The sequence below is a fragment of the Halorussus aquaticus genome (genome assembly GCF_024218795.1).
GTDB lineage: Archaea > Halobacteriota > Halobacteria > Halobacteriales > Haladaptataceae > Halorussus > Halorussus aquaticus.
The window spans coordinates 2,958,576-2,978,421 of record NZ_CP100400.1 but is presented as its reverse complement, the minus strand read 5'-3'; the positions used below and the strand labels follow the sequence as shown (position 1 = coordinate 2,978,421).

The window sequence follows — 19,846 nt, the reverse complement described above, 5'->3', positions numbered from 1 at the left end:
TACGACGGTGGTGCCTTCGACGACGTGTGACTCAGGTCTGTCTCGTCGGTTCCGAGGGCGTGGACCTCCGCACCGAACTCGTCTCGCGCGAGACCGCCCGCGAGGCGCTGGCGACCTACGACCTCCGGGAGGAGTACGAGAACTCGCTGACCGTCGAAACCATCAGCCTCGGCTCCGCGGTGGCGCTGTTGAACGACCTGAACTGGTATCTCGTCCGGTTCGCCGACGACTCGCTGGTCCTCGAACCGAGTGTGAGCGAGACCGAGTGGCTCTCGCGTGACCTCGCGGAGGCGGTCCGGGACGGCGGAGTGGAACCGGAGACGACAGACCGCTATCTCAAGGTTTACGGCCTGACCGCGGAAGGCCGACTCGTCGAACCGATGTTCGTCGCCCGCCGCGAGGACGGCGAGATACCGACCTACGACCTGCGGGACGTGGAGGACACCGTCGTCGTCCGAGTCGCCGAGGACGAGTTCGGCGGCTGAGAGTCGGTCCGGATTTCTCAGTTCCGGAAGACCGGAAGGTTAAACTACTGTCATTGGGGTGTGTGGACGTATGGCTGTCGGTCTTGTGAGTTGTTCGAGTTCAAAATCATCAGAAGCAAAACGTCCGAAAGAGCTCTACATGGAATCGGTTCTCTTCGAGAAAGCTCGTAACCACTGCGAGCGATTCCACGATAGTTGGTACGTTCTCTCGGCTAAACACGGTCTACTAGAGCCCGATGGTTCGAAGATAGAACCGTACGACCTCGCCCTTTCGGATCTCGACGCCGAGGAGCGACGCAAGTGGGGTTCCGAGGTTGTGACGGAACTCCGCCAGCAGAACGTGACCGACGACCGACTCGTGATTCACGCCGGAAAAGACTACTACGAACCGCTGTTAGAGGCCCTCGGTGAAGTCGAGTACGAGATTCCGACGGAGGGGCTTCGGTACGGTGAGTCGCTCGCGTGGTACAACGAACAGATTGAGGACCTATGACTCGACGAACGGACCTCGACCGATTCTACGAGCTACTTCGCGAGCTTCGAGAGCGGGTCGGTGGATACCGCTTTCTGGCGAACTCGACCGGCCGTATGGACTGGCCCGAGCGCGGCGTGTACTTCTTCTTCGCTCGCGAAGTGACCCGCGCCAACGACGACCAGCCCCGGGTCTGTCGAGTCGGTACGCACGCCGTCTCGGTGGGGAGCGGTACCACGCTGTGGGACAGACTCAGAAGCCACCGCGGGACGTTCCGCGGCGGTCACGAGGACGGAGGCAACCACCGAGGCTCCGTCTTTCGACTGCGAGTCGGAGAAGCACTCATCGACCGCGAGGGGTTGGCCGACGAGTATCCGTACTGGGGTGAGGGTTCTAGCGCCCCTAAAGAGGGACTCAGAGACGAGGAGTACGACATGGAGAAGCGGGTCAGCTTCTATGTTCGCGGCATGCCGCTGCTCTGGGTGGAGATAGACGACGACCCGGGTCCCGAGAGTGACCGTGCCTACGTCGAACAGAACGCGATAGCGCTACTGAGCAACTATCGGCGCGAGTCGCTCGACTCCCGTGATACCCGGTGGCTGGGGACGAACAGTTCGAGTCCGGAGATTCGTCGCTCGGGCCTGTGGAACGTGAACCACGTCGAAGAAGACTACGACCCCGCATTTCTGGACGTCCTCGAACGCTACGTCGGCGAGATGGGCGGCTAGTCGAACATCCCGGTCGAGAGGTATCGCTCGCCGCTGTCGGGGAACACCGTCACGACCAGCGGGCAGTCGTCGTAGCCGTCGAGCGCGCCACCGTCGGGCCGCAGCCCCGACGAGGCTCGCACCTCACCGAGGTGCTCACCGCCGTCCGATTGAACCTCGGTAGCGGTGCCTGCGGCCGACCCCGATTCGCCGCCGTCGGAGGCGACGAGGTCCTCGATTTCGTCGGGGGTCTCCGGGCAGTTCAGTTCGGGTTCGGCGATGCGCTCGGCGACGCGACGGGCCGCGACCGCCGCCGCGCCCGACGACTGGCCGACGAGGATGCCCTCCTCGCGGGCGAGTCGCCGGGCCTCGCGTTCGGCGTCCTCCAGCGCGACCGTCTCGACGCTCGTGAGGAGGTCGGTGTCCAGCAGGTCGCTGACGAATCCCGGTCCCATCCCCTGATACTCGTCGTGGCCCGACTCGCCGGTCGAGAGGACCGCGTTGCGCTCGGGTTCGACCGCGACCACCTCCATCTCGGGGAACTCCTCCAGCAGGCGCGAGGCGGTGCCCGTGATGGTGCCGCCGGTGCCGACCCCGGCGACGAAGGCGTCGATTTCCCGGCCCTCGACCTGTTCGAGTATCTCCTCGGCGGTCGTCCGGTAGTGGGCCTCGGCGTTCGCGGGGTTGGCGAACTGCCCCATCTGGACGACGCCGTCCGCCTCGGCGAGTCGGTCGGCGCGCTCGCGGGCGTCCTCCATCTCGCCTTCGACCAGTTCGAGGTTCGCACCGTACGCCTGCAGCAGTTTCCGACGCTCGGGTGACTTCGACGCGGGCATCACGATGGTGAGGTCGTAGCCGCGGGCGGCGGCCGCCACGGCGAGACCGATACCGGTGTTGCCGCTCGTGGGTTCGACGAGGTGGTCGCCCGGCGAGACGTCGCCCGCCCGCTCCGCGGCCGCTATCATCTCGCGTGCGGGACGGTCCTTGGCCGACCCGCCGGGGTTGAAACCCTCGACTTTCGCCGCTATCGTCGCGCCCTCGGGAGCAGAGACGCTGACGAGCGGCGACCCCACTGCGTCGAGGATTGAATCCTTCATTACCTCCGTCTACGCAGGCGACGTATAAACGAATGGCGACTGCCGACACTTCGTGCCGGGAATGTCAGTATTTGCCGGTTTTCGGAGTCCGGCCCGCCGGTCCCGCGACCCCCGACCGTTTATGAGGGGTCAGTGAGAGGTAGCCGCCAAGAGATGTCCCAGGAGACCATCGACGTGGCCGAGGTGAGCGCCGGGAAGGGCGGCGAGGACGGCGAACCCGGCGACCCGGTCGAGTTGCCCGTCGTGGAGGTGCTGACCGGTCGGGCGTTCATCACCGGCAAGTCCGGGTCCGGAAAGTCCAACACCATGAGCGTCGTCGCGGAGAAGCTCTTAGACGGCGGCTACCCGGTGATGCTGGTGGACACGGACGGGGAGTACTACGGTCTCAAGGAGGAGTACGAACTGCTCCACGCGGGGGCCGACGAGGAGTGCGACATCCAAGTCGAACCCCAGCACGCCGAGAAACTCGCGTCGCTCGCGTTGGAGGAGAACGTCCCCATCATCCTCGACGTGTCGGGCTATCTGAACGAGGACGACGGCAAGGAACTGCTGAAGGCGGTCGCCCAACAGCTGTTCGCGAAGGAGAAGAAGCTCAAGAAGCCGTTCCTGATGGTGGTCGAGGAGGTCCACGAGTACATCCCCGAGGGCGGCGGGATGGACGAGTGCGGCCGGATGCTCATCAAGATCGGCAAGCGCGGGCGCAAGCACGGACTCGGCATCGCGGGCATCAGCCAGCGCCCGGCCGACGTGAAGAAGGACTTCATCACCCAGTGCGACTGGTTGGTGTGGCACCGTCTCACGTGGAACAACGACACTAACGTCGTCGGGCGCATCCTCGGCACCGAGTACGCCGACGCCATCGAGGACATGGGCGACGGCGAGGCGTTCATGACGACCGACTGGTCCGAGGAGACCCGCCGGGTCAAGTTCCACCGCAAGCAGACGTTCGACGCCGGGGCCACCCCCGGTCTCGACGACTTCGAGCGCCCCGACCTCAAGTCGGTCAGCGACGACCTCGTAAGCGACCTCCGAGAGATAAGCGAGGAGGAGTCCCGGAGGGAGGACCGAATCGAGGAACTCCAGCAGGAACTCCGCGAGAAGGAGAACCACATCGAGGACCTCGAACGCCAACTGGAGGAGGCCCGCGAGATGGAGGAGGTCGCCGACAAGTTCGCCAAGGCGATGCTCGACACCTCCCGGAACCAGCGCGCCAACCCCTACGTCGATACCGGCGGGGCGAACTCGGGCGGGCGAGTCGTCGGCGGCGGCCAGCGGGTCCAGCAGGCCGACCTCGGCGGCTTCGAACAGGCCGAGGCGGAGGACGCCGAGAGCGAGACGGACGACGACCCGGCCGAAGCGGACGAGACCGACTCCGGGGACCGCGAACCGCTCGAAGCGATTCGAGCGGAACTCGACGCGCTCGACCCCGTCGAGCGCGGGATGCTGGCCTACTACCTCGGCGAGGGACCGGCGAGTCCGGTCGAGGCCCACGTCGTGGCGGGCGGGGCGGAGGACCGCGAACTCGCCTACAACCACAACCGGACGCTCCGTCAGCGCGGGTTCGTCCAGCACGCCGGGCACGGCGAGTACGTCGCCGCGTTACCGAGTCTGCTCGCGGCGCTGACCGACGGCGAGATGGACGACGACACCCGGAGCGAGGCGCTGTCGGAGGTCGCCGCGGAACTCCCCGACGTGGAAGCGGAGGAGTCGGCGTAGAGACGCTCCGCGACTCGGCAGGCCGGTTCTCAGTCGATAGAAATCCGAGTGGGGTTTTTAAGACCGGACCGTCCATCACCCAGACATGTTAGTCAGGGAATTGATGACTGAATCTGTCGTAACGGTCGAGAGTGGTTCTTCGGTCCAGCAGGCGGCGACCCAGATGCTCAGGCACAGCGTCGGCAGTGTAATCGTGACTCACGCGGGGACGCCCGCGGGCATCGTCACGAAGTCCGACATTCTGTACGCGGGGGTCGCGACGGGACGGCCGTACGACCGAATTCCGCTCGACTCGGTCGTGAGCCATCCCGTAGTGACGATTCGGCCCGACGACACCGTCGTCCGGGCGGTCGCGGTGATGAAGGAAAACGCGACGAAGCACCTCCCCGTGACGGTTGACGACGAACTGAAGGGCATCGTGACCACCACCGACATCGCCACGCACCACCGAGACCTGTTCGACGACGTTCGGCGGATTCAGTCGGGCGGCCGGGAGTTGTCGGACGCGGAGGGTCGCCCTCTCGACGGAGACGACCAGCAGGTGGGCCACACGCCGGGGGAGTTTTAGGTCGGTTCCGGCTATCTGTTCCCATGAACACGCTGGCTCGGGCGGGCGAGGACGAGTGGAGGCTTCCCCAGCACGCCTACGTGGTCGTCTACGACGAGCGGGAGACCGAACTGCTGACCATCTACGACTGCGGCGCGGCCCAGAAACCGCCGTCGGCGCGGGTCCTCGGGAACCTCGTCCGCGTGAAAGCCGACCACGAACTGGAGAACACCGTCACGGGGTACGTCGTCCGGATGCGGGAGGAGTCGATTCTGGAGAAGCAGGACGACGACCACTGGATAATCGTCGCCGAGTAGTACGGCGGTTCGTCTGCTCGGTCTCTACAGCGGAGCCACCAAGTCCTCCAGCGCCGCCTTCGGGTCGTCGGCCTTCGCCACGCCGCTGGCCAGCAGGACGCCCTCCGCGCCCAACTCCCGCGCGGAGGTCAGGTCCTCGCCGGTCGAGATTCCCGCGCCGCAGTACACCGCTACCGAGTCGTCTACCGCCTCGGCGGCCTCGACGGCGTCGGTGACGACGTCGGGGTCGGCCTTGCTGACGGGCGTGCCGGTGCCGATGAGTTCCGGGGGTTCGACGGCCACGGCGTCCGGGCCGAGCGCAGCGACCGCCCCTATTTGGTCGGGATTGTTCGCGCAGACGCACGTCTCGAGGTCCGCGCGCTCGGCCGCGTCGAGCGCGCCGTCGATGTCCGCGAGTTTCAGGCGGCGCTCGGAGTGGTTGAGCAGGGTTCCGGTCGCGCCAGCCTCGGCGGCGGCCTCGGCCAGCGTCGAACCAGTGTGACTGCCGTGTTCGACCGGGCCGACGTGCTGTGCCCACGTCTCGACGCCCGTCTCGGCGACGCGTTCGAGGTGCGCGGCCTGCGGCGCGACGGCGATGTCCACGCCCGACGCGTCGCTGACCTCGCGGGCGGCGGTGGCGACTTCGACCGGGTCACACGGGTACGCTTTCAGATTGACGACGACCTTCATGTCCGAACCGACCGCCGGGCGCGACTAATAGGTTGCGAGACTTCCCGAGAGACACCAGCTATCGGAGTGGAAAAAGCGAACGGATAAAACCGACCGTAACGACCGAACGGGCGTACGGTCGGCGGGCGGAGTACCGTGCCGTGAGTGCGGCCGACGACTCTCGGAAGCGGGTCCGTCCTCCTGTTTCGTCGTCGCGGCGTCTCTAGTCCTTGCGCTTGACCACGTCGCCGAGCGTGTACTCGCCCGACGAACTGCCGCCGCTCCACTCCTCGTCGTCGGCGGAGCTACCGGCGGTCAACCGGATGTCGAGTTCGCTCTCGAGTTTCTGGCGTACTTCGTCGCTGGGGAGGACGTCGCCGCGCTCCAGTTTCCGGATGAGGCTCGCCTTCTCGTTGAGTTCGTCGGCGAGGTCCTCTTGGGTCATGCCCTCGCTCTCGCGGGCGTTTCGGATGCGGTCGTCGTAGTCCTGCGCGATTTCGTCCATGTCGTCGAACATGTCCGAGCGCCGCGACTGGGACGAACTCGAAGACGTACTCGACGAGGAGGACGACCCGGAACTCCCCGACGACGAGGAGGTCGAGTACTTGGTCGAGGTGGAACTGGAGGTGTCCTGCGTCTTGACCTCGGTCCCGAAGTCCGAGCAGTTGTCGCAAACGTCCAACTCGGCCCCCTCGACCTTGATGGTCTTCGGGGACCCCGTCTCGGCACCGCACATCTCACACTGTACCATGAGGGAAGGTAGTCTGTCGCCGCTCTTAAATTCCACGCCGTGGTGACCGGTCCGACGGCCGTCCGTTCGAGTATCGTCGTCCGGTCGCTCGCAGAGAGTCCGCGTATCGAACGAACCGGGGTCTACGGCAATCGGTCGTCGTCCTGCTGGTCGCGGAGATAACTGAACCCCTGTTTGACCTCCTCGCTCCGCTCGAAGTACTTCAGGACCCGTCGGCAGGTCTCACGCGAGAGTCGCGTCTCGCGGCTCAACTCGAACAGCGAGTCCACCTCCTCGGCGACTTCGAGAAACTCGTCCATGCTGATGTGGCTGTTCGCCGGTAGTATGTCGTCCAGGTCCACGCTGATACCCGATTCACCCGGTCGTTCGTCCGTCATAACACTTCGCTACCTCTGTTCCTTTCGACATTACCGATTGTGAAAAAGCTAACTAACCGACAATCAATTAAATCGGTTGCACTGCCGGAAGTTGCCGTCAGCCTACGACAGCGCTCGCCAGGAGTAGTAGAACCGCTGCACCGCAGTGAAGTGGCCGACGACAGCGAAGACGACGAGTAACCATGCGACGACCGAAAGCCCCGCGGGGGTCGCCGATACGACGGCCGCGAGGACCCCAGTCACGCCGACGAGCGCGAGTCGGTCGGCGCGCCCGAGCAGGCCGCCGTACACCCGGTCGAGTCCGACCGCCTGAGCCTGTGTCCCGAGGTAAGAGGTCATCAGCACGCCGGTCACGGCCGCGAGACCCAGCGCGTAGCGGTCGATTCCGGCCGCGAGTCCCGCGATGATGACGATGTCGGCGTACCGGTCGAGGACGTGGTCCAGCAGGTCGCCCGCCTTCGAGTCGGTGCCGAGCTCCCGCGCCAGCGCGCCGTCGAGCAGGTCGAGCCACCCGTTCAGGAAGACGAGAACGGCCCCCGCGAAGTACCAGACCGGGTCTTGGCCGCCGAGGTAGAACGCTCCCCCCGCCCCACCGGCGAGCGCGAACGCGACGACGCTGACCGCGTCGGGGGTCAGGCCGAGTCTCGTCGAGAGCGAGACGAACGGGTCGAGCATCCGGTCGGCCACGTGACGGAACTGGTCGAGGGTCATAGGTAATCGAGGTAGGACACCGTTCCGGCGCTGGGTTCCCGGTCGCCCGAGACGACTGCCGCGATTTCGGCGGCCACCTCGTCGGGGTCGCGGTCGGTCGTCTCGATTTCGTACACGTTCTCGACGCCGTGTTCGTTCACTGCCTCGGAGAGAATCACGTCGAGCGCTTCACTCTCGGCGTTCTCGCGCGCTTTCGCTTCGGACTCTCCGCGGCCGGTGAGCCTCCGCTCCAGTTCCTCGGGGTGACACCGAAGGACGACCACTCTGTCGGCGTCCTCAGAAACGTCCGTTTCTGATGGGCTGCGAGAATCGCCCCGCGATTCTCGAACGTCGAGGTGGTGGGCGAGGTGCGACTCCACGAGCAGGTCGTCGCGGTCAGCCAGTCGCTCGGCGACCGCGTCGAGGTCGGCGACGAGACTGTCGCGCTCCTCGTCGCGCTCGCTCCAGAGGTCCTCGTCCCGAATCAGTTCGTTGAGGTGGACGACTTCGAGACCGGCGTCGGCGAACTCGGGGTCTGCTTCGAGCGCCTCGACCGCGGAGGTCTTGCCGGTGCCCGGCGTCCCGGTGACGACGACTCTCACGACGATAGCACCTCGTTGAGTTCGGCGACCGCGCGCTCGGTCTCGGCCTCGGTGCCGCAGGTGATGCGAACGCACTCCGGGAGGCCGAAACTCGTGCAGTCCCGGACGATGACCCCGCGGTGCTGGAGTTCGTCGGCGACTTCGCTCGCCGGGCCAGAACGCTCCGAGTTCTGGCTGGCTCTCGAATCGTCTGATTCGAGAACATCTCCGACCTCCGCCAGCACGAAGTTCGCGTGGCTCTCCCACGTCGGCGCGTCGAGGTTCTCGTAGACGTACTCGCGCGCCCACGCCGCCGTCTCGACCGTCTTCTCGGCGTGGTCGTCGTCGTCCAGCGCGGCGAGTCCGGCCCGACAGGCGATTTCGCTCGCGGCGAACGGGGTGTTCACTCGGGCGTACGCGTCGGCCCACTCCTCGGGCACGATGCCGTAACCGAGGCGGACCCCGGCCAGCCCGTACACCTTCGAGAACGTCCGGATTACCGCCACGTCGTCGCGCGTCCGGACGAGTTCGACCGCGCTGGGCGCGTCGGCGAACTCGCCGTACGCCTCGTCCACGACGACGAGGGTGTCGTCGCTCGTCTCGTCGGCGATCGCCTCGACCGCGTCGAGGTCGAACCGCTTCCCGGTCGGGTTGTGCGGACTCGTGAGGTGGACGATTCGCTCGCCGTCGTAGTCCGAGAGGACCGTCTCGGCCGTCAGCGCGAAGTCGTCGTCCTTCGAGAGGTGGTACTCTTCGACCTCGCCGTGGTGGAAGCGCGCGCTCATCCCGTAGTAGGCGAACCCGGGGTCCGGGACGAGGACGGCGTCGCCCGGTTCCAGCGTGGCCCGAGCGAGGTAGTCGAGGACGCCGTCCCCGCCGTTGCCCAACCAGACCTGTTCGGACGCGACGTCCCAACGGTCGGCCAGTTTCTCGGTGAGGTCGGCGTGCGACGCTTTGGGGTAGGAGCTAGCCGACGCGGCCGCCTCCCGGATGGCCTCGACTGCGGCCGGACTCGGGCCGAAGGGGTTCTCGTTCGAGGCGAGTTTCACGAGGTCGTCGGGGTCGAGACCGAGTTCCCGAGCGACCTCCTCGATGCCCCGTCCGGCCTGATAGACGGTGTGCGCGGAGAGGTCCCGTGGTTGCATGTGAGAGAGGTGTGGGCGACTCGCCTTAAGAGTGCTTACCTCGGGTAGCTCCGCCCCGGAGGCGAAGGGACGGCGGCGCGACTGCACACCGCTCCTGCGCGGAGTGGGACGCCGGTGAGAAGCGGACCGAGGAACTGGCAGACTCTCGACCGCCGTCGGACTGTGCAGAGTCACGCTCGGTCGCCGAAGTACCGAATCGGGGCGTACAACCGTTAGAGGCGGTTTAAACCCGACTTAGAGGCAGTTCTGTCAATATCCGCCCAGTACAAATAAGGAGAAACCTGCCGACTACCCGACGGGGAGACAACGATGGCACGAGACAATAGTAACCGGTGGGGAAGAGGGAGTCACGAGTCAGACCGTCAACAGCGAAGCGAACAGGGCGAAGGCGACACCCGGGGCGGCCGATACTCCGCGGGCGGCCGAGAGTCGGCGGGTGGCGGCGACCGACGAGGCGAGTCCGAGCACCGACAGTCCGGTCAGCAGAACGTGCCCGGCCAGCACCAGACCGGCCAACATCGAACCGACCAGCGACAGGGCGGTCAACACCAGACCGGCCAGCACCAGACCGGTCGCCACCAGATGGGTGAGCACGACATCGAGGAACACGGCGGCCAGCAGACGGGCCGACAGTCCGGCGAGCAGCACCACCACCATCATCACCATCATCACGGGAGCGACCAACAGCAGGGCCGACAGGGCGGCCAACAGATGGGCCGCGGCCAGTCCGGCCAGCGTCAGCAGTCGGGTCGAACCGGCAACCGATACGGCAGTAACCGCCAGCAGTCGGGCCAACGCGGAGGACAGCACCGGCAATCCGGCCAGCGCAGCAGTCAGCACCAGCAGTCGGGACGCGGCCAACAGATGGGCCGCCACGAGAGCAGTCAACGCCACGAGGTCGGACAGAATCAGGGACGCGGTCAGTCCCGGCAACAGGGAGGTGACGTACACGAACTGAGCCAGCACGGCGGAAGCGGCGGCCAGTACACGGGGCACGACCGCCAGCAGTCCGGACAGCACGGCGGCCAGCAGCAGCAATCCGGACGACACCAACAGTCGGGACAGCATCAGCAATCCGGACAGCACCAGCAGACCGGTCGCCAGTCCCGACAGCAGGGCGAACAGGGACAGGAACAGAACCAGTACGGCGGTAGCTCCGAGAGCGAGTTCAGCCCGGTTCAGCAGACCATGATGCGCGGTCAGGAGCAACACGGCCGCCAGAGCGACCGAGAGCGCGGCGACGAGTCACAGCGCCGACGGTAACCACCGAGACCGGAACGGTCACCCGCACCACCAGTAGCGACGCTACCGCCCGGGACTGCCTTTTTACACGGTATCCGACCACGGTGACAGACGTTAGCCCTAATGGCGTTCGGGGCCGAGGAAGGGTAGGGGATGGGAATGTTCGAGCTATATACTACTGACAGCCGAGTGCGGCGTCGAGGTGGGATACGATGAGCGACGCTACGGAGACCGACTCCGAGGTACCGGCGTCACAACAGCGCGGGGCCGTCGATTACGACGAACTCGAAGCGCTGCTTGGCGACCGAGCGACTCGACGGGAGGACCACGTCAACTCCGGCGGGTTCGTCGTCCGACCCGACGAGGTGGAGGAAGTCTTGGCGACGCTCAAGGAGGAGGCTGGCTTCGACCACCTCTCGTTGCTGACCGCCCAAGAGTACGAGGACCGCTACGAGAGCATCTACCACCTGACCAAGTACGACGACCGGACGCAGGAGGTCAACGTCATCGTCCCGACCGGCAAGGACGACCCGTGGAACGAGTCGGCTGCGTCGGTGTACAAGACGGCGGAGTGGCACGAACGGGAGGCCTACGACCTCGTGGGCATCGAGTACGAGGGCCACCCGGACCTGCGGCGCATCCTGCTGCCCGAGACGTGGCAGGGCCACCCGCTCGCGCTCGACTACGACCAAGACCGGCCGCAGGTCGTCTCGCTGGAGGCACACGTCAACCCGATAGCCGAGAGCCAGAAGGGCACCGAGACGGAGTCGGACACGATGTTCCTCAACATCGGACCGCACCACCCGGCGACACACGGCGTCCTCCACCTCAAGACGGTGCTGGACGGCGAGCAAGTCGCGGACGTCGAACCCGACATCGGCTACCTCCACCGCTGCGAGGAGCAGATGTGCCAGACCAAGAACTACCGCTACCAGATAATGCCGTACCCCGACCGGTGGGACTACACGGCCAACATGCCCAACGAGTGGGCCTACGCGCGTGTGGCCGAGGAACTCAACGACATCGACGTGCCCGAGTACGCCCAGATACTCCGGACGATGTCGGTCGAGTTCGGCCGCATCATGGGCCACATGCTGGCGCTCGGGACCTTCGCGCTCGACGTTTACGGCGACTTCACGGCCATCTTCATGTACGCCATCCGCGACCGGGAGATCGTCCAGAACATCTTGGAGGACCTGACGGGCCAGCGCATGATGTTCAACTACTTCCGCCTCGGCGGGGTCGTCTGGGACCTGCCCGAACCCCGCGAGGAGTGGTTCGACAAGGTCAGGGAGTTCCTCGACGGTCTCCCCCGGCGCATCGAGGAGTACCACGACATGATGACCGACAACGAGATATTCCAGAAGCGGACCGTCGATACCGGGGTCATCTCCGCGGAGACGGCCAAGGCGTACGGTTGCACGGGACCGGTCGCCCGCGGGTCGGGCGTGGACTACGACCTGCGTCGCGACGACCCGTACGGCTACTACGACGAACTCGACTGGAACGTCGTCACGGAACCGTACGGCGACAACTACTCGCGCGTGCTGGTCCGGATGCAGGAGGTCGAGGAGTCGGCCAAGATAATCGGTCAGTGCATCGACCTGCTCGAAGACTGGCCCGAGGACGAGCGCAACATCCAGAGCAACGTCCCGCGGACCCTCAAGCCCGAACCCGACACGGAGATTTACCGTGCGGTGGAGGCCGCCAAGGGCGAACTGGGCGTGTACATCCGGTCGGACGGCACCTCCCAACCCGCGCGGTTCAAGATTCGGAGTCCGTGCTTCAACAACCTCCACTCGCTGGAGGCGATGGCCGAGGGCGAGTACGTCCCCGACCTCGTGGCCGCACTGGGGAGTCTGGACATCGTGTTGGGGTCGGTAGACCGGTGAGAGAGGGGCGGGTCGCCGACTCCGCCGCTCTGCGGGTGGCCACAACCGCCTTACCGAGGACTGCCGTGCCACTTCTATGGTCGAACTCGGTTACGCGCTCTCCAGCGAGGAGCATCGCCCCAACGACCTCGTGGATTACGCGGTCCGCGCCGAGGACGTGGGCTTCGACTTCGTCTCGATTTCGGACCACTACCACCCGTGGCTGAGCGACCAAGGCGAGTCCCCGTTCGTGTGGTCCACGCTCGGCGGCATCGCTCGCGCGACCGTCGACATCGACGTGGGCGTGGGCGTGACCTGTCCCATCATCCGGTACGAACCGGCGGTCCTCGCGCAGGCCGCGGCGACCGTAGCGACGATGCTCGAAGACGACGGCCAGCAGTTCTACTTCGGCGTCGGAACCGGAGAGAACCTGAACGAACACGTCACGGGCGATCACTGGCCGCCCCACCACGTCCGACTGGAGATGCTCGAAGAGGCCGTCGAGGTGATTCGCAAACTCTGGACCGGCGAGATGGTGGGCTATCACGGCGACCACTACACCGTCGAGAACGCCAAACTGTTCACCCTCCCGGCGGAGAACGCACCCATCTGCGTGTCGGCCTACGGCGACCAGACCGCGAAGAAGGCCGCAGACATCGGCGACGGCTTCTGGTCGGTCGGTCCCCAAGACGTGGTCGAGACCTTCGAGGAGGAGGGCGGCGAGGGACCGAAGTTCAGCCAGTTGACGGTCTGTTACGCCGACGACGAGGACGAGGCGGTCGAGACCGCTCACCGGGTGTGGCGCAACAGCCTCCTGCCCGGACAGTTGGCCACGGAACTGGAGACCCACAAACTCTTCGAGCAGGCCAGCCAACTGGTCACGAAGGAGAAGGTGCGCGAGTCCGACAGCATCGTGACCGACCCCGACCCGCAGACGCACGTCGAGAACCTCCGGAAGTTCACCGACGCGGGCTACGACCACGTCTACGTCCACCAAGTCGGTCCGAATCAGGAGCAGTTCTTCCAGTTCTACGAGGACGAGGTGGTGCCCGAGTTCGAGTGACTCGGTCGCCCGTTTCGAGCGAATACTGAAACGGTCCTTTCACCCATCCGGAACTTTACGGGGTCTCGATATGATGGGTACTTTATGGCACGCGACACGCGACGATGGCTGGTTCCCGTGGCGCTGGCACTCCTGCTCGTTCTCGCGGGATGTTCCGGCAGCGGTAGTGACGCTTCGCGGCAAGCGACCGCCGCAGGCGACCCGAGTCTCTCCAGCGACGAGGCGGCGACGCAGGCGGCGTCGGACACCTCGAATCCCGACTTTCGGGGTCAGAGCGCGCAGGTCGGCCAGCGAGCGCTGATTCGGACGGGCACGGTGTCGGTCGAAGTCGAGGACTACGACGACGCTCGGCGGAACCTCTCGCGGGCGGCGGAGCGACTCGGCGGGTTCGTCGGAGACTCGGCCGAGGAGGTCCACACTCGCGGGAATCGGTCGTGGACTACCGGAAAACTCGTGGTCAAGGTCCCGAAGGGGAACTTCTCGGCGCTCGTCTCGCGGGCCAAACGAACCGGCGAGGTCCGGAAGGCCAGCACGAACACGAAGGACGTGACGAAGAAACTCGTGGACGTCGAGGCCCGACTGAAGAATCTGCGGGCCCAGCGCGAGAAACTCAGGAGCCTCTACGAGGAGGCCAACGACACCGAGAACGTCCTCGAAATCCAGCAGCGACTCTCGGAGGTCCAGTCCGAAATCGAACAACTTCAGGCCCAGCGCAAGTCGCTGAAGCGGCAGGTCGCCTACTCGACGCTGACGGTCCGACTGAACGAGCGCCCGCCCGACTCCGAATCGCCCGACGAGGACCGGGACGCGTGGTACGACACGGGGTTGGTCTCGGCGTTCCTCGCGTCGGCCGACGGCGTCGTAGTCGTGGTGCGCGGTCTCGCGGTGGGACTGGCCTACGCGATGCCGTACCTGCTGGCGTTCGGCGTTCCCGTCGGCGGCGCGGTCGCGCTCTGGCGACGACGGTCGGCCGACCCCGCGGGCGCGAGTGCAGGTGCAAATCTCCCCGACGCGCCGGAACCTTCGGAGGCCACCGACGCGCCGGAGACGCCCGACGAGGACGACTGACTGGAACGAACGACAGTCCTCCGAAGGCCGAATCCGAGTTTCGACTACAACCGCTCGTCCACGTGGTCGGCCGCCTTCAGTGCGAGCGCCGCGATGGTCAGCGTCGGGTTCAGCGCACCGCTGGTGACGAAGACGCTGCTCGACGCGATAGCGAGGTTCCGGAGGTCGTGGGTCCGCAGTCGCGGGTTCACCACGCTCTCGTCGCTATCGGTCCCCATCCGCGTCGTACCCATGTGGTGGAACGCCGGGCCGGTGTTCTCCGGACCGACGGACCACGAGACGTCCGCGCCGAGTTCGTCGAGTATCGCGCGCTGGATTTCGTTCGCCCGCCGGAGCGACGACTTCGTCCGGGCGTCCACCGACCAGTGTATCTTCGGGACGGGGTTCCCGTGGTCGTCCGTCGTGGAGGAGTCGAGCGTGACCCGGTTGGCCTTCCGCGGGCGCTGGCCGACGAGTCCGCCCATCGCTATCGAGTTGCCGTACCCCTCCCGGAGGGTGTCGAGCAGGTCGTCGCCCCACTGGTCGCCCGAGAGCGCCATCTCGACCGGCGAGGGACCGGCGTAGTTCAGGAACTCCAGTTTGATGCTGTCGGGGGCCGGTTCGTCGCCGGAGTCGGTCCACTCGGGGACGCCGCCGTCCCGACCCTCGGTCCCGCGGGTCGGGTCGTCGTAGAACTGGTGGCACTCGCTGGTGATGAACCCGACGTGGTTCTGGCGGGTCTCTCGGTCCAGCGTCCCGCCGACGCCCGCGAACAGGTGGTCCATGAAGTACCGGCCCACCGCGCCCGAGGAGTTGGCGAGTCCGTCCGGGTACTGGGCCGACTTCGAGAGCAGCAGGAGGCGGGGAATCTCGACGCCGCCCGCCGCGAGGACGAACTCGCGGGCCTCCTGCCGGTGGCTCTCGCCGTCGGGGGTGGCGTAGACCGCCGCGGTGACGCGTTCGCCGGAGTCGTCGTGTTCGAGTCGCTGGACCGGCGCTCGGTCGACGACTCGCGCCCCTTCGCTCTCGGCCTTCTCGACGTGGTGGTCTGCCGAGTACTTCGCGCCGGAGGGACAGACCGGCTTGCAGGTACCGTAGCCCACGCAGGCGCTCCGGTCGTCGTAGGCCTCGGAGTTCCGCGCGTTGGGCACCGAGTGCATCGTGACGCCGAGGCGCTCGCAGGCGGCCGCGAACAGCGAGTCGCTGTGCGAGGGCGGGAACGCCGACATCGGGAACGGTTCCTCGCGGGGCGGGGCGTAGGGGTTGTCGTCCGCGCCCGCGACCCCCAGCGCTCGCTCGGCCTCGGCGTAGTACGGCCGGAGGTCCCCGTAGTCGAGCGGCCACGACTCGAAGTCCGACTCGTGGAGACGCATCACCATCCCCTGCCAGTGGAGCGTGGTGCCCCCGACGCCCTTGACGCGGGCGCGGTTCAGCGGGTAGAACCGCTCTCCACTGGAAGTGTAGGCGTCTCGCGGGCCGCCCATCTCCCAGACCGACAGCGGGTCGTGACCGGGGCGAATCGCGCGCTCCATCCGCCGCTTACGGTCCTCGAAGTCGAAGCGCTCTCCGACTTCGAGGACGACTACGTCGTAGCCCCGGTCCGCGAGTCGGTGGGCCGCGAGCGCGCCCGCCGGTCCGGCCCCGACCACGCACACGTCGGCGCGTTCGGACGGGTTCCTGTCCGTCATTCTCCGCCCCCACCGGTGTTCGGTTCGCTATCGCCGGCGCTCGATTCACTCCCGTCGGCCTTCGACCTGTCCTCGTCGGCGCTCGGTCCGCGCCGATAGCTTCCGGTTCCGCCGGGGTGGCCCTGCGGGTTCTCGATGCCGACCGACCTCCCGCCGGTCGGCGAAGTGTAGAGCGCGTACAGCAGTTCGTTGACGAGGTAGTACCGGACGCGGGCCGGGTCGCTCCCCTCCGGGTCCGGCTTTGCGGTGTCCACGCCCATCTGGTCCAGCACCGACTCGCGTGTCTCGGCGTCGAGGTCGCGGAAGTCGGCACCGTGCCACGTCCGCGCGTACTCGTCGAGCGTCGAGAGGGCTTCGACCATCCCCTCGCGGTAGTCCGCCCGGTCTTTCGTCCGGCCGAGTGCGTAGGTCCGGACGAACTCCTCGACGCCCGCGACTGCGGAGGGGTAGACCACGTCGGCCACTGCGAGCAGCGTGGCCATCCGGTCCTCCGGCGAAGGGGTCTCGGCGAAGGGATTCCGGAGTCGCCCGTCCGCGTCGGTCCCGACGACCGCGCCGGTCCCGACCGCGACGCCGCTGGCCGCGAGGGCGGCCAGCGCGTCCCGACGAGTCAGTTCCATCTGGGCCGAGTTAGGTCAGCCTAAAACTTAGGGGTTGCTACTTCAACTGAAGACAAATTGGTGCTCTGGCACATCGAATCATGTAATGTATAGGTGCGGAATAGCGCAGTAAATATTATCCACGCAATATAGAAAAATACATTCCTATGCAGTTAGGAATCTTATATGCAAGTCTGAAAAGACTACCCGACGTAACGTCCTGAAGACGCTCGGCGCGTCAGCTATCGCAAGTTCCGTGGCCGCTTTCCCCGCTAGCGCGGCAAGTACTGTGGACTATCCGATCGTATACATCTCCCAGAACGTCAAGAGTAAATACGAAAGAGGGGATGTCATTCGACCCGTTACGGGTACGATGCTGGATGCCCTCGTCGACGCCGGAAACTACCAAGTGGGTACTGCACAGGGGGACAAGAAGCCCGACGTTTCATCGGCTTCCTCCCTCAGTGAGGCACATAGTCAGTTCAAGACGTATCTGAGCAACACAGCGGATAATCCGTCGAGCGAGACGAACGTCCTCATCGTCGACGAGACGAAGTTCGATAGTGACGTGGTCGAGGCCGACGCGTTCGGAGGAAACGCGACCACCGTCGCTGGAGCGAAAATCTTCGGAGAGTACTATCGACAAAACGGAAGTCCGGACAAGCACGGTGACAGTGAAGTCTACGAGATCCTCTGGAAGATGCTCGGTGGTGTCGGACAGAACTACAACTGCTCGTACGGGCAGGGCGTCACTTACAAGGACAGTTCGGTCACGGACCAGTACGACTACGTTCGAACGCCGATGGCGAAAATCGGTTCGGGAGGCGAGACGACGAACGAATGCGGTGACGCGACGACGCACACCAGCAAGATTGCGACGAAGGAACTCCGATACTCCGACTGTTCGCTAACGACTATCGAGCAGAACGTCTGACGGAAGAGACGGACGGTATCGGGGTTCTATCGAGTACACAACCAAATCCTTATTTCGAGCGATTGATTGCGATATTAGGTAGCATTCCGAAAGTCGGTCGTTTCAGACTCTTTATCTGCTAACAAAGAGGTTGTTCAGTTCGGTTGAAGCCGGTAGAGTGATTGTCAGACAAACATTTATCGGCGGTAGCGACGAAGCCCTCCGTCAGGGAACGACCATGAGTGACTCACTCCGGACGGCGAGTCGGTTCCTCGACGACCACTGGGTGCTGAAGTGGTTCGTCGCGCCGATACTGTTCATGGCCACGATACTGTTCGTCCTCGGCATGTTGGTTACGGCGACGGCGGGCGAAACTGCGCAGTTAGCGGGACTGTTCGTTGCCACCTCGTTCGCGGTAGTCACGCTCGGACTCGTCCTCGATTGGGTAGCCCGAAACGTCGTCGGGTGGAATCTCTTCACGTCGAACCGGGACCGCGAACGCCAGTGAGGGCCTCCGGTCTCTCGCGCCAACACCCTTTAAGTGCCAAACGAGTGTAGTTCGAACCGCATATGAAACTCACTTGGTACGGCCACTCGACGTGGCACGTCGAGGTAGACGGAACCGACCTCCTCATCGACCCCTTCTTCGACAACCCGAAGACCGAGACCGACCCCGAGGAACTCGACCCGGACTACCTGTTGCTCACCCACGGCCACGCCGACCACATCGGCGACGTGGACCGCTACGAGGGGACCGAACTGGTCGCCACGCCCGAGGTGGTGGAGTACTGCCGCGACGAGTTCGGCGACTTCGAGGCCGTGGGCGGCATGGGGATGAACCTCGGCGGGACCGTCGAGTGCGACGACGCCTTCGTCACGATGGTCCGGGCCGACCACACGAACGGCATGGACACCTCCTACGGCGCCTCCGGCGGGATGCCCGCCGGGTTCGTCGTCAGCGACACCAAGCCCACCCAGATTAGCGACGAGGAGAGCCAGTCGTTCTACCACGCTGGCGACACCTCGCTCCAGACGGAGATGCGCGAGGTCGTCGGTCCGTTCCTCGAACCCGACGCCGCCGCGGTTCCCATCGGCGACCACTTCACGATGGGACCGATGCAGGCCGCCGTCGCGGTCGATTGGGTGGACGCCGACTACGCGTTCCCGATGCACTACGACACCTTCCCGCCCATCGAACAGGACCCCGAGGACTTCCGCAAGGAGGTCAAAGGAGCAGGAAGCGACGCCGACGTGCAGATTCACGACGGCGACGAGACGTTCGACCTCGGCGCCGAACTCTACTGACACACCGGTGCTCGACTCCGAACGGTTTCGCTCTCGTTTCTTTCCTGTCCGGCCGTGCTATGGTCGTCGTACTCGCGGCGTACTCGGTCCGAACGTCACGTATCGTTTCACGCACCTCGGCCGAGAGCAATACTTAGGGGTCTGGCGGGCGAACGTCCGGGCGCATGACGAAGGAAGTCACAACTGTCTCCGAGGAGGGGTACAAGTCCGAGAATCAGGTACGCGACTTCGAGGTCACCATCGACGCGACGGGCGAAGACGCGCCCGACACGCTCGAAAGTCTGCTGGCGGCGTACGGTTCGTGCTACGTCCCCGCGCTCCGGGTCGGCGCGGAACAGCGAGACGTGGGCGACCTCGGCCGCATCGAAATCGACGTGAGCGGCGACCTCAACGACGACGACAAACTCGACGCCGTGCAGTTCACGGTCAGGACCGAGGCCGAAATCGACGGCGGGAAGGCCGACGAGGTCGTCGAGCGCGCCGACGAACTCTGCAAGGTCCACGACGCGCTGAAGGGCGAGTTGGCCGCCGACGTCACGGTCGAAGGCGGCGCGTTCTGAAGACCGGCGTTGGACTCTCCGTCGG

General features: G+C 65.5%; 24 protein-coding genes. 14 read left to right on the top strand and 10 right to left on the bottom strand.

Annotated elements, in window-relative coordinates; translation table 11 throughout:
* Positions 1–26 precede the first annotated feature (26 nt).
* From NGM06_RS15370 to NGM06_RS15360, 3 genes are all read left to right on the top strand, one after another.
* Entirely contained in the window at positions 27–485 is a 459-nt protein-coding gene (locus NGM06_RS15370; RefSeq protein WP_254267806.1) for a DUF5804 family protein, read from the top strand.
* Positions 486–555: 70 nt separating this feature from the next.
* A complete protein-coding gene (locus NGM06_RS15365; protein WP_368410448.1) occupies positions 556–978 on the top strand; it encodes a DUF6884 domain-containing protein in 423 nt (140 codons plus the stop codon).
* The gene (locus NGM06_RS15360) at positions 975–1,685 is read left to right on the top strand and encodes a GIY-YIG domain-containing protein (protein WP_254267804.1); all 711 of its coding nucleotides are present in this window, start codon (positions 975–977) and stop codon (positions 1,683–1,685) included. The genes NGM06_RS15365 and NGM06_RS15360 overlap by 4 nt, the downstream gene beginning before the upstream one ends.
* Here NGM06_RS15360 and NGM06_RS15355 read toward each other — a convergent pair.
* The gene (locus tag NGM06_RS15355; RefSeq protein ID WP_254267803.1) at positions 1,682–2,761 is read right to left on the bottom strand and encodes a PLP-dependent cysteine synthase family protein; all 1,080 of its coding nucleotides are present in this window, start codon (positions 2,759–2,761) and stop codon (positions 1,682–1,684) included. The two genes, NGM06_RS15360 and NGM06_RS15355, sit on opposite strands and share 4 nt — an antisense overlap.
* A 153-nt stretch (positions 2,762–2,914) precedes the next feature.
* Here NGM06_RS15355 and NGM06_RS15350 point away from each other — a divergent pair, with 153 nt between their 5' ends.
* From NGM06_RS15350 to NGM06_RS15340, 3 genes are all read left to right on the top strand, one after another.
* Entirely contained in the window at positions 2,915–4,477 is a 1,563-nt protein-coding gene (locus tag NGM06_RS15350; protein ID WP_254267802.1) for an ATP-binding protein, read from the top strand.
* A 103-nt stretch (positions 4,478–4,580) separates the two neighbouring features.
* Positions 4,581–5,045 (top strand): CBS domain-containing protein, encoded by a 465-nt coding sequence (locus NGM06_RS15345; protein ID WP_254267801.1) that lies wholly within the window; start codon positions 4,581–4,583, stop codon positions 5,043–5,045.
* A 23-nt stretch (positions 5,046–5,068) separates the two neighbouring features.
* Entirely contained in the window at positions 5,069–5,341 is a 273-nt protein-coding gene (locus tag NGM06_RS15340) for a hypothetical protein (protein ID WP_254267800.1), read from the top strand.
* Positions 5,342–5,365: 24 nt separating this feature from the next.
* Here NGM06_RS15340 and tpiA read toward each other — a convergent pair whose 3' ends face one another.
* The 7 genes from tpiA to NGM06_RS15305 form a co-directional block, all read right to left on the bottom strand.
* Positions 5,366–6,010, bottom strand: a complete 645-nt coding sequence (gene tpiA, locus NGM06_RS15335; protein ID WP_254267799.1) for a triose-phosphate isomerase — start codon at positions 6,008–6,010, stop codon at positions 5,366–5,368.
* 202 nt (positions 6,011–6,212) lie between these two features.
* Positions 6,213–6,740 (bottom strand): multiprotein bridging factor aMBF1, encoded by a 528-nt coding sequence (locus NGM06_RS15330; RefSeq protein ID WP_254267798.1) that lies wholly within the window; start codon positions 6,738–6,740, stop codon positions 6,213–6,215.
* Positions 6,741–6,862: 122 nt separating this feature from the next.
* Positions 6,863–7,117: a hypothetical protein gene (locus tag NGM06_RS15325; protein ID WP_254267797.1), complete on the bottom strand. Its 255-nt coding sequence runs from the start codon at positions 7,115–7,117 to the stop codon at positions 6,863–6,865.
* Between the two features lie 102 nt (positions 7,118–7,219).
* Positions 7,220–7,828 carry a CDP-alcohol phosphatidyltransferase family protein gene (locus NGM06_RS15320; protein ID WP_254267796.1) on the bottom strand — a complete coding sequence of 203 codons (609 nt, stop codon included), beginning with the start codon at positions 7,826–7,828 and terminating at the stop codon, positions 7,220–7,222.
* Positions 7,825–8,409: an adenylate kinase family protein gene (locus tag NGM06_RS15315; protein ID WP_254267795.1), complete on the bottom strand. Its 585-nt coding sequence runs from the start codon at positions 8,407–8,409 to the stop codon at positions 7,825–7,827. The genes NGM06_RS15320 and NGM06_RS15315 overlap by 4 nt, the downstream gene beginning before the upstream one ends.
* Positions 8,406–9,533, bottom strand: a complete 1,128-nt coding sequence (gene hisC / locus NGM06_RS15310; RefSeq protein ID WP_254267794.1) for a histidinol-phosphate transaminase — start codon at positions 9,531–9,533, stop codon at positions 8,406–8,408. The genes NGM06_RS15315 and hisC overlap by 4 nt, the downstream gene beginning before the upstream one ends.
* Positions 9,534–9,887: 354 nt before the next feature.
* On the bottom strand, positions 9,888–10,427 hold the full coding sequence (locus NGM06_RS15305; protein WP_254267793.1) for a hypothetical protein: 540 nt from the start codon (positions 10,425–10,427) through the stop codon (positions 9,888–9,890).
* Here NGM06_RS15305 and NGM06_RS15300 point away from each other — a divergent pair.
* From NGM06_RS15300 to NGM06_RS15285, 4 genes are all read left to right on the top strand, one after another.
* Entirely contained in the window at positions 10,398–10,796 is a 399-nt protein-coding gene (locus tag NGM06_RS15300; protein ID WP_254267792.1) for a hypothetical protein, read from the top strand. The genes NGM06_RS15305 and NGM06_RS15300 overlap by 30 nt on opposite strands.
* A gap of 191 nt (positions 10,797–10,987) precedes the next feature.
* On the top strand, positions 10,988–12,667 hold the full coding sequence (locus tag NGM06_RS15295; protein WP_254267791.1) for an NADH-quinone oxidoreductase subunit D: 1,680 nt from the start codon (positions 10,988–10,990) through the stop codon (positions 12,665–12,667).
* A gap of 76 nt (positions 12,668–12,743) precedes the next feature.
* A complete protein-coding gene (locus NGM06_RS15290) occupies positions 12,744–13,709 on the top strand; it encodes a TIGR03557 family F420-dependent LLM class oxidoreductase (RefSeq protein WP_254267790.1) in 966 nt (321 codons plus the stop codon).
* 84 nt (positions 13,710–13,793) lie between these two features.
* The gene (locus NGM06_RS15285) at positions 13,794–14,777 is read left to right on the top strand and encodes a DUF4349 domain-containing protein (protein ID WP_254267789.1); all 984 of its coding nucleotides are present in this window, start codon (positions 13,794–13,796) and stop codon (positions 14,775–14,777) included.
* A 44-nt stretch (positions 14,778–14,821) separates the two neighbouring features.
* Here NGM06_RS15285 and NGM06_RS15280 read toward each other — a convergent pair whose 3' ends face one another.
* The gene (locus NGM06_RS15280; protein ID WP_254267788.1) at positions 14,822–16,444 is read right to left on the bottom strand and encodes a GMC family oxidoreductase; all 1,623 of its coding nucleotides are present in this window, start codon (positions 16,442–16,444) and stop codon (positions 14,822–14,824) included.
* Positions 16,441–17,064: a gluconate 2-dehydrogenase subunit 3 family protein gene (locus NGM06_RS15275; RefSeq protein ID WP_254267787.1), complete on the bottom strand. Its 624-nt coding sequence runs from the start codon at positions 17,062–17,064 to the stop codon at positions 16,441–16,443. The genes NGM06_RS15280 and NGM06_RS15275 overlap by 4 nt, the downstream gene beginning before the upstream one ends.
* Positions 17,065–17,332: 268 nt before the next feature.
* On the opposite strand from NGM06_RS15275, the gene NGM06_RS15270 reads away from it, so the two are divergent.
* The 4 genes from NGM06_RS15270 to NGM06_RS15255 all read left to right on the top strand — a co-directional run bounded on the left by NGM06_RS15270 (position 17,333) and on the right by NGM06_RS15255 (position 19,821).
* Complete coding sequence (locus NGM06_RS15270) at positions 17,333–17,977, top strand: hypothetical protein (RefSeq protein WP_254267786.1); 645 nt, start codon at positions 17,333–17,335, stop codon at positions 17,975–17,977.
* 217 nt (positions 17,978–18,194) lie between these two features.
* Positions 18,195–18,464 carry a hypothetical protein gene (locus NGM06_RS15265; protein ID WP_254267785.1) on the top strand — a complete coding sequence of 90 codons (270 nt, stop codon included), beginning with the start codon at positions 18,195–18,197 and terminating at the stop codon, positions 18,462–18,464.
* Positions 18,465–18,526: 62 nt separating this feature from the next.
* Complete coding sequence (locus NGM06_RS15260; protein WP_254267784.1) at positions 18,527–19,261, top strand: metal-dependent hydrolase; 735 nt, start codon at positions 18,527–18,529, stop codon at positions 19,259–19,261.
* Between the two features lie 164 nt (positions 19,262–19,425).
* Positions 19,426–19,821: an OsmC family protein gene (locus NGM06_RS15255; protein ID WP_254267783.1), complete on the top strand. Its 396-nt coding sequence runs from the start codon at positions 19,426–19,428 to the stop codon at positions 19,819–19,821.
* Positions 19,822–19,846: the final 25 nt, after the last annotated feature.